This is a genomic window from Streptomyces sp. NPDC088354, assembly GCF_044753585.1.
GTDB lineage: Bacteria > Actinomycetota > Actinomycetes > Streptomycetales > Streptomycetaceae > Actinacidiphila.
In genome coordinates, this window is record NZ_JBIVNJ010000023.1 from 118,105 (window position 1) to 125,202 (window position 7,098).

Sequence of the window (7,098 nt, forward strand, 5' to 3'; positions counted from 1 at the left end):
GGCTCCACGGTCGCCGGCGGTTCCGCGGGTGCGGTCACGTGTGGTCCTCCTCGCGGTACTCGGTGCCGGTGGAGCGCTCGGCGGTGCGCTGCCGCAACTCGATGCGGCGGATCTTGCCGGAGACGGTCTTGGGCAGGTCGGCGAACTCCAGGACGCGCACCCGCTTGTACGGGGCGAGCACCTCCCGGGAGTGCGCGAAGAGCGCTGCCGCGGTCTCCGCGCCCGGCTCCCAGCCCTCGGCGAGCACCACGTACGCCTTGGGCACGGCCAGCCGCAGCGGATCGGGCGACGGGACGACGGCCGCCTCGGCGACGGCGTCGTGCTCCAGCAGGGCGCTCTCCAGCTCGAACGGGCTGATCTTGTAGTCGGAGGCCTTGAAGACGTCGTCCGAGCGGCCCACGTAGGTGATGTAGCCGTCGGCGTCGCGCGAGCCGATGTCACCGGTGCGGTAGTAGCCGCCGGCCATCGCCTCTGCGGTCCGCTCCGGGTCACCCGCGTAGCCGGTCATCAGGCCGACCGGACGGGCGGACAGGTCCAGGCAGATCTCGCCCTCGTCGCCGGGCTTGCCGGTGACGGGGTCCACCAGCTCCACGACGTAGCCCGGGCTCGGACGGCCCATCGAGCCCGCCTTGAGCGGCTGGCCGGGCGGGTTGGCGACCTGGACGGCGGTCTCGGTCTGGCCGAAGCCGTCCCGGATGGTGAGCCCCCAGGCGCGCCGCACGTGCTCGATGACCTCGGGGTTCAGCGGTTCCCCGGCGGCGACGACCTCGCGCGGCGGCGTGCGCAGCGCGCTCAGGTCGGCCTGGATCAGCATGCGCCACACGGTCGGCGGGGCACAGAAGCTGGTGACGCCGGCCCGGTCCATCTCGGCCATGAGGCGGCCCGCGTCGAAGCGCGTGTAGTTGTGGATGAAGACGGTCGCCTCGGCGCTCCACGGCGCGAACAGGTTGGACCAGGCGTGCTTGGCCCAGCCCGGCGAGGAGATGTTGAGGTGGACGTCGCCGGGGCGCAGGCCGATCCAGTACATGGTGGCCAGGTGGCCCACGGGATAGGACACATGGGTGTGCTCGACGAGCTTGGGCCGGGCGGTGGTGCCCGAGGTGAAGTAGAGCATCAGCGGCTCGTCGGCGCGGGTCTCGCCGTCCGGCGTGAAGTCCGCGGCGGCCGCCGCGGCGTCCTCGTACGCGAGCCAGCCCTCCGGAGCGCCGCCGACCGCGATCCGGGTGTACTCGCCCGGCACCGCGTCGAACTTGGCGGTGTCCGCGGAGCGGACGACCACATGCCGGGCCCGCCCGCGCTCCACACGGTCGGTGAGGTCGGCGGGCCCCAGCAGGGGGGTGGCCGGGATGACCACGGCGCGCAGTTTCATGGCGGCCAGCGCGGTCTCCCACAACTCGACCTGGTTGCCGAGCATGACGACGATCCGGTCACCGGCGCGCACGCCCCGCTCACGCAGCCAGCCGGCCACCCGGTGGGACCGCTCGGACATGGCGGCGAACGAGACGACGGTCTCGGCGCCGTCCTCCTCGACGATGTGCAACGCCGGGCGGTCGTTGCCCTCGGCGATCACGTCGAACCACTCGAGCGCCCAGTTGAAGTGCTCGGGCCGCGGCCAGCGGAAGCCCTCGTACGCCGTCTTGTAGTCCTCCCGGTGGCGCAGCAGGAAGTCCCGGGCCGACCGGAACTCGTCTGTCCGGCTGGTTGCCGCCATGTGTCCTCCTTATTGCCTGCCCCCTCAGTAGCATCCTGTTGTCAGCGGCAGAGCTCTACCCCCGATCGGGGGTGAAGGCGCGGCGGGGAGATGACGGGAAGCGGGACGGGCACGGGCGAGGCGGCGGAGCTGCGGGCGGCACTGCTGCGGATGCGGCGTGCCAGCGGGCTGCCGGTGGCCTTCGGCGGGCTGCTCCCCGACCCCCGTGAACTGCGCATATCCGAGCTGTCCGGCACCGCCACCGCCTCGTTGCAGGGGCTCGCCGTCACCCTGGGCAACGGCCTGGGCGGAAAGACCATCGCGCTGGGCCGGCCGCTGGCGGTCACCGACTACGGCGCCTCGCGCGTGATCAGCCACGAGTACGACGCGGCCGTGGCCGCCGAGGGTCTGCGCTCGGTGCTCGCGGTACCGGTGGTCGTACGCCGCCGGGTGCGGGGCGTCCTGTACGGCGCGCTGCGCCACCCGGCCGCGCTCGGCGACCGGCCGGTCAGCGCCGCCGTCGAGGCCGCCCGCGAACTGGAGCACCGGCTCGTGGTGCGCGACGAGGCGGACCGACTGCTCTCCACCTGCCGCCAGCCGACGGCCGGCGACCCGGCGGCGTGGGAGGAGGTCCGCGAGGCCCACGGGGAACTGCGCGCCCTCGCCCACCGCGTCGCCGACCCCCTGCTGCGGCAGGAACTGCTCGCCGCCTGCGGCCGGCTGGCCGCCGCGTCCCTCGCCTCGGCCGCCCCGCCCGATCCGGGGGCCCGGCACACCCCGCTGTCCGTCCGCGAGATCGACGTCCTCGCCTGCGTCGCCGGCGGCGCCACCAACGCCGCGGCGGCCGACCGGCTGGGGCTGCGCCCGGAGACCGTCAAGAGCTATCTGCGCTCCGCCATGCGCAAGCTCGGCGCGCACAGCCGCCTGGAGGCCGTGGTCAGGGCGCGCCGGGCGGGGCTGCTGCCGTAGCGGCCGGCCAGGGAACGCCGACAGGTCCGTGGCCGCCGCTGGAGGCGTGGCGGCGGCCACGGCATGGGCGGGGCTGACGCTCCGTCACCATTCCCACAGCGACGATCGGCCACCGGACGCCCCGAGGAGGCCACGACACGTCGCTGTGCGTCAACCCCGCCCGTATGGCTCAGCGCGCGGGTCACCGGAGGCCGGCGACGGTCACCGAGGGAACCGGGGTTCACCACCGGGCAGCGCGGGCACTGAAAGGACGTCAGGACGGAGCGAGTCCCGGCTTTTTCCGGACTTCGTCCCTCATCGCCGGATATAAATTCTGCACCAGAGGGATATTCCGCATAGCGGACAATCACTAAACTCTGCCAGCCACATACCTGTCGGGTTTCAATGGCCCTTTGCTTAACATTGTCCCGAACACGAGACTGAGGGGAGCGGCGACCGTGGAGCAGGTCTTCGACGTGCCGGCCAGACCCCGTCCCGACCAGGTGATTGGGCGAGGTGATGTGCTCGCGCGCGCCCGCGGGCATGTGACCGACGGGGGCAGCCTCCTGCTGTACGGCCCGGCCGGAATCGGTAAGTCCACCGTCCTGCGGACCCTCGCGGCCGAATGCGCCGGCGGGGCCACCGCCGTGCTGCGTTGTTCCGCGACGGAATCGGAGTCCCATCTCCCCTTCATCGCTCTGGTCGACCTGCTGGGGCTCGTCGCCGGCGAGGTGTCCGAGGGCCTGCCCGCTCCGCAGCGCGCCGCGCTGGAGTCGGCGCTGACCGGACGCGGCGAGTCCTCGCTGCAACGGGACGGACTGGCCCTGCGGCTGGCGGTGCTGTCGGTGCTGCGCGCGCTCGCCGCGCGCGGACCGGTGCTGATCGTCGTGGACGACCTGCAGTGGATGGACCCGGCGAGCGCCGAACTGCTGGCGTTCGCCGCCCGCCGCGTGGCGGGACTGCCGGTGCGGGTGCTCGGCGCCGTGCGCACCGACGCCGATCCGCAGGACCAGCAGGAACGCTACCTGTGGGCGTTCCCGCACGACGCGCTGACGCTGCGCGTGACGCCACTGTCCCGCCCCCAGGTCTCCGAACTCCTCGAAGCGCGCGGGCACACCGGGCTGCCGCGCGCCGTCGTCCGGGACATCCATGTCACCAGCGGCGGCAATCCGCTGTTCGCGCTGGAGCTGGGCCGCGCGCTGGCGGAGAGCCGGACGCCGCCGCAGCCCGGCGAACCGCTGCCGGTGCCGACCTCGCTGCGCGCGCTCGTGCTCAACCGGCTGGAGATGCTGTCCGCCGAGACCCGCCGCACCCTCCTGATCGCCAGCGCGGGAGCCCGCCCCACCCTGGCGACACTGCGCAGCGCCGGGCGGGCCAATGCCGAGAGCGAGACCGGGGTCGCGGCCTCGCTCGGCCTGGTCGAGATGGACCACGACCACAGCGGGCTCATCCGCTTCGCCCACCCGCTGATATCCGCGGCGCTGTACGCGGAGGCCACCCCCGAGGACCGGCGCAGCGCCCACGCCGCACTGGCCGCGGCGGCCGGCGACCCGATCGAGCGCGCCCGGCACCTGGCACTGGCGACGACCGGCAAGGACCGCCGGGTCGCGGCGAGCCTGGCCGAGGCCGCGGACGAGGCCCGGCTGCGCGGCGCCCCGTCGATGGCCGCGCAACTGGGCCTGCTGGCGGCCCGGCACACCCCGGCCGGCGCGCTCCCGACCGCCGACCAGCGGCGGCTGCGGGCCGCCGAGGACGCGCTGACCGCCGCGGAGCCCGAACTGGCCCGTGCCACCGCCCGCGAGGTGCTGGCGGTCGCGACCACACCCGCCGACCGCGTGCGGGCGTGGATCGTGGTGATCGACTCCGTCGGCCAGGCTCTGTCCGAGGTCGACGACGTCTACCCGCAAGCCCTGGCGGACGCGGGTGACGACCCGCGGTTGCAGGCCCTGGTCCGCTACCAGGTCGCCTGGCGGGCCCTGGTGGACGGCCAGATCAACCAGGCCCGCGCCGAGGCCGCCCGGTCGGCGGCGCTCGCCGCGCAGGCGGGCGACCGGCGGACCGAACTGCTCGCGCTGTCCTTCAAGGCGCTCAACGAGACGACGATGGGCCACCCGGACGCCGCCGCCACCCTGGCGCTGGCCTCCGCGGAACCGCAGGACCCCGACGTCGCCATGAACCACAACGGCCCGGTCTACATCCGTTCCCGCTACCTGCTGATGAGCGACCAGCTCGACGAGGCGCGCACCGCTCTGACCTGGCTGGTCGGCGAGGCACGGCAGCGCGGCGCGGTGGAGAGCGAGGTCTACTCCGTGCGCAGCCTGGCCGAGATCGAGCTGCGCTCCGGCCGCTGCGCAACGGCCCTCGAACTGGCCAGGGAGAGCCTGCGGCTGGCCGAGGACATCGGCATCGGCGAGGGCTTCGCGCTGCAGATCGCCGCTCTGGCCGAGGCCGGGGGCGGCACGGTGGAGCGCGCCCTGTCGCTGGCCGGGGACGCGGTGCGGCGGGCCGAGGCCGACAGCGACATGCCCTACATGACGCGGGCGTTGTACGCGCTCGGGCACGCGCGACTGGTCGGCGCGGACCCGCAGGGCGCGGTGGAGGCACTGCGCCGGGTGCGGGAACTGGAACGCGAGATGGGCGTGACCGAGCCCGCGCGCGGCCGGTGGCAGGGCGACCTGGCCGAGGCGCTCGTCCTCACCGGCGCGCTCGGCGAGGCGCGCGAGGTCATCGACGAGACCCGCGCGCACGCCGTCCGGCTGAGGCGGCACAGCATCCTCGCCGTGCTGGAGCGCGCCGAGGGCATGCTGCTGTCGGCCCGTGGCAGCGCCGAGAGCGCGGTGGCCGTCCTCACCGTGGCCCGGCAGCGGCTCTCCGGGCTGGGCTACGGCCTGGAGGAGGCGCGGGCGGTCCTCGCCCTCGCCCAGGTCGAGGCCGAACGCCGCAACCGGGTCGCCGCCCAGGCCGCGCTGGACGAGGCGGCCCGTCTCTTCCGCCGCGCCAAGGCCCTGCCGTGGCTCGAACAGGTCGGTCCCGCGACGGAGTCGCCGACGGCCGCTCCCCCGGAACTGGACGGGCTGGCCACGATGGAGCGGCAGGTCGCCTCCCTGGTCCTGGAGGGTTCCACCAACCGGGAGATCGCCGCGACCCTGTTCATCAGCGTCAAGACCGTCGAGGCGACCCTCACCCGGGTCTACCGCAAGCTCGGCATCCGCTCACGGGTCGACATCGTCCGCCTCGCCGCGGCCCGCCGCGCGGGCTGACCCGCGCGGCCGGCCCGCGCGGGATCCGGCCGGACCCGGTGCCTGTGAGTCACCGAGGGATTCCCCTACGCAACCGGGCGAGGGGCATCCCTCGTTGAGCGGCCACCGGGCCGCCCCTAGCGTAAGTGCCGCACGCAGCACAGCAGTTCCGCACCGCAGGACGCCGTGCGCGCCCTGTCTCTTCGTCTCACGGTCGTCGACGACGACGTCGGCTCGGGCCGTGCCGTTCGCGCGGGTTCCCCTGCCGCCCCACCGGCAGCCGCGCGTCCCCCCACCGGCAACCCGAGGAGCGTCATGTCCCGGCTCAACCGTGCGAGGAAGGCCGCCGCCGCGGTCACGGCGACCGCGGCGACCGCGGCGTACCCCTTCACGTTCTCCCCGGTGAAGGCCCCGTTGAACTCCTGACCATCCGTCAGGGAGCGCCGGGGGCGCCGCGGGTCGGCCACGAGCCACCCGCGGCGCCCCTCTCCACGTCCGGCGGCGTCAGCGCCGGCACTCGGCCGCGTCGATGGCGGCGAAGATGCGGTCGAAGGCGGGCTTGAGGGACTCGATCTCACCGGGCTCCAGCGCGTCGAGGACGAGTTCCCGTACCGCCTCGACGTGCGCCGGCGCGGCGGCGACCAGCTTCGCGTACCCCTCGGACGTGAGGATCGCCATGGTGTACCGGCCGTCGTCCGGGTCGGTCTCGCGGCGGATGAAGCCCTGCTTCTCCAGACGCTTGACCACATGGGACAGCCGCGACAGGGACGAGCTCGCACGGTCGGCCAGCACGCTCATCCGCACCGTGCGGCCCTCCTGCTCGGAGAGCATCGCGAGGACGTGGTACTCCATCCAGTTCAGGTCGGCGTCGCGCTCCAGCTCCCGCTCCAGCGCCGGCAGCAGCAGCGTCATGACCCGGGACATCGACATCCACGCCGCCAGCTCGGAGCCGCGCAGCCAGCGTGGCTCCGTCGCCTCGCGGTCCCGCGGCCCACCCGGTTTCTCGGTCATGGGTACCAGGCTATCGGATGGGCTTGAAGCTTCAAGTTCGTCTGTTAGGGTGCGGAGGTCGCTTCACTTGAAGCTTCAACGCCATATTCCACTTGCACAGATCAGGGATTCCCGACATGACCAGGATCGGCATCATCCTCGGCAGCACCCGCCCCGGCCGCAACGGCGAGAAGGTGGCCCACTGGGTCGTCGAGCAGGCCACGGGCCACG

The 7,098-nt window shown here is 73.7% G+C and carries 4 protein-coding genes; 2 read left to right on the forward strand and 2 right to left on the reverse strand.

Features of this window, described 5'->3' with window-relative positions; all coding sequences use genetic code 11:
- Window positions 1-34: 34 nt before the first annotated feature.
- Window positions 35-1,711, reverse strand: a complete 1,677-nt coding sequence (locus tag ACIP98_RS28170) for an AMP-binding protein (RefSeq protein ID WP_401978569.1) — start codon at window positions 1,709-1,711, stop codon at window positions 35-37.
- A 90-nt stretch (window positions 1,712-1,801) separates the two neighbouring features.
- On the opposite strand from ACIP98_RS28170, the gene ACIP98_RS28175 reads away from it, so the two are divergent.
- On the forward strand, window positions 1,802-2,659 hold the full coding sequence (locus tag ACIP98_RS28175; protein WP_319658915.1) for a helix-turn-helix transcriptional regulator: 858 nt from the start codon (window positions 1,802-1,804) through the stop codon (window positions 2,657-2,659).
- 437 nt (window positions 2,660-3,096) lie between these two features.
- Entirely contained in the window at window positions 3,097-5,898 is a 2,802-nt protein-coding gene (locus ACIP98_RS28180; protein WP_319658916.1) for an AAA family ATPase, read from the forward strand.
- Window positions 5,899-6,381: 483 nt separating this feature from the next.
- Here ACIP98_RS28180 and ACIP98_RS28185 read toward each other — a convergent pair whose 3' ends face one another.
- Window positions 6,382-6,888: a MarR family winged helix-turn-helix transcriptional regulator gene (locus tag ACIP98_RS28185; RefSeq protein ID WP_401978570.1), complete on the reverse strand. Its 507-nt coding sequence runs from the start codon at window positions 6,886-6,888 to the stop codon at window positions 6,382-6,384.
- Window positions 6,889-7,098: the final 210 nt, after the last annotated feature.

Excerpts from the sequence above, each read along its gene's own strand:
- ACIP98_RS28185 (WP_401978570.1), bottom strand. The coding sequence starts at position 6,888 with ATGACCGAGAAACCGGGTGGGCCGCGGGACCGCGAGGCGACGGAGCCA.
- ACIP98_RS28170 (WP_401978569.1), bottom strand. The coding sequence starts at position 1,711 with ATGGCGGCAACCAGCCGGACAGACGAGTTCCGGTCGGCCCGGGACTTC.
- ACIP98_RS28175 (WP_319658915.1), top strand. The coding sequence starts at position 1,802 with ATGACGGGAAGCGGGACGGGCACGGGCGAGGCGGCGGAGCTGCGGGCG.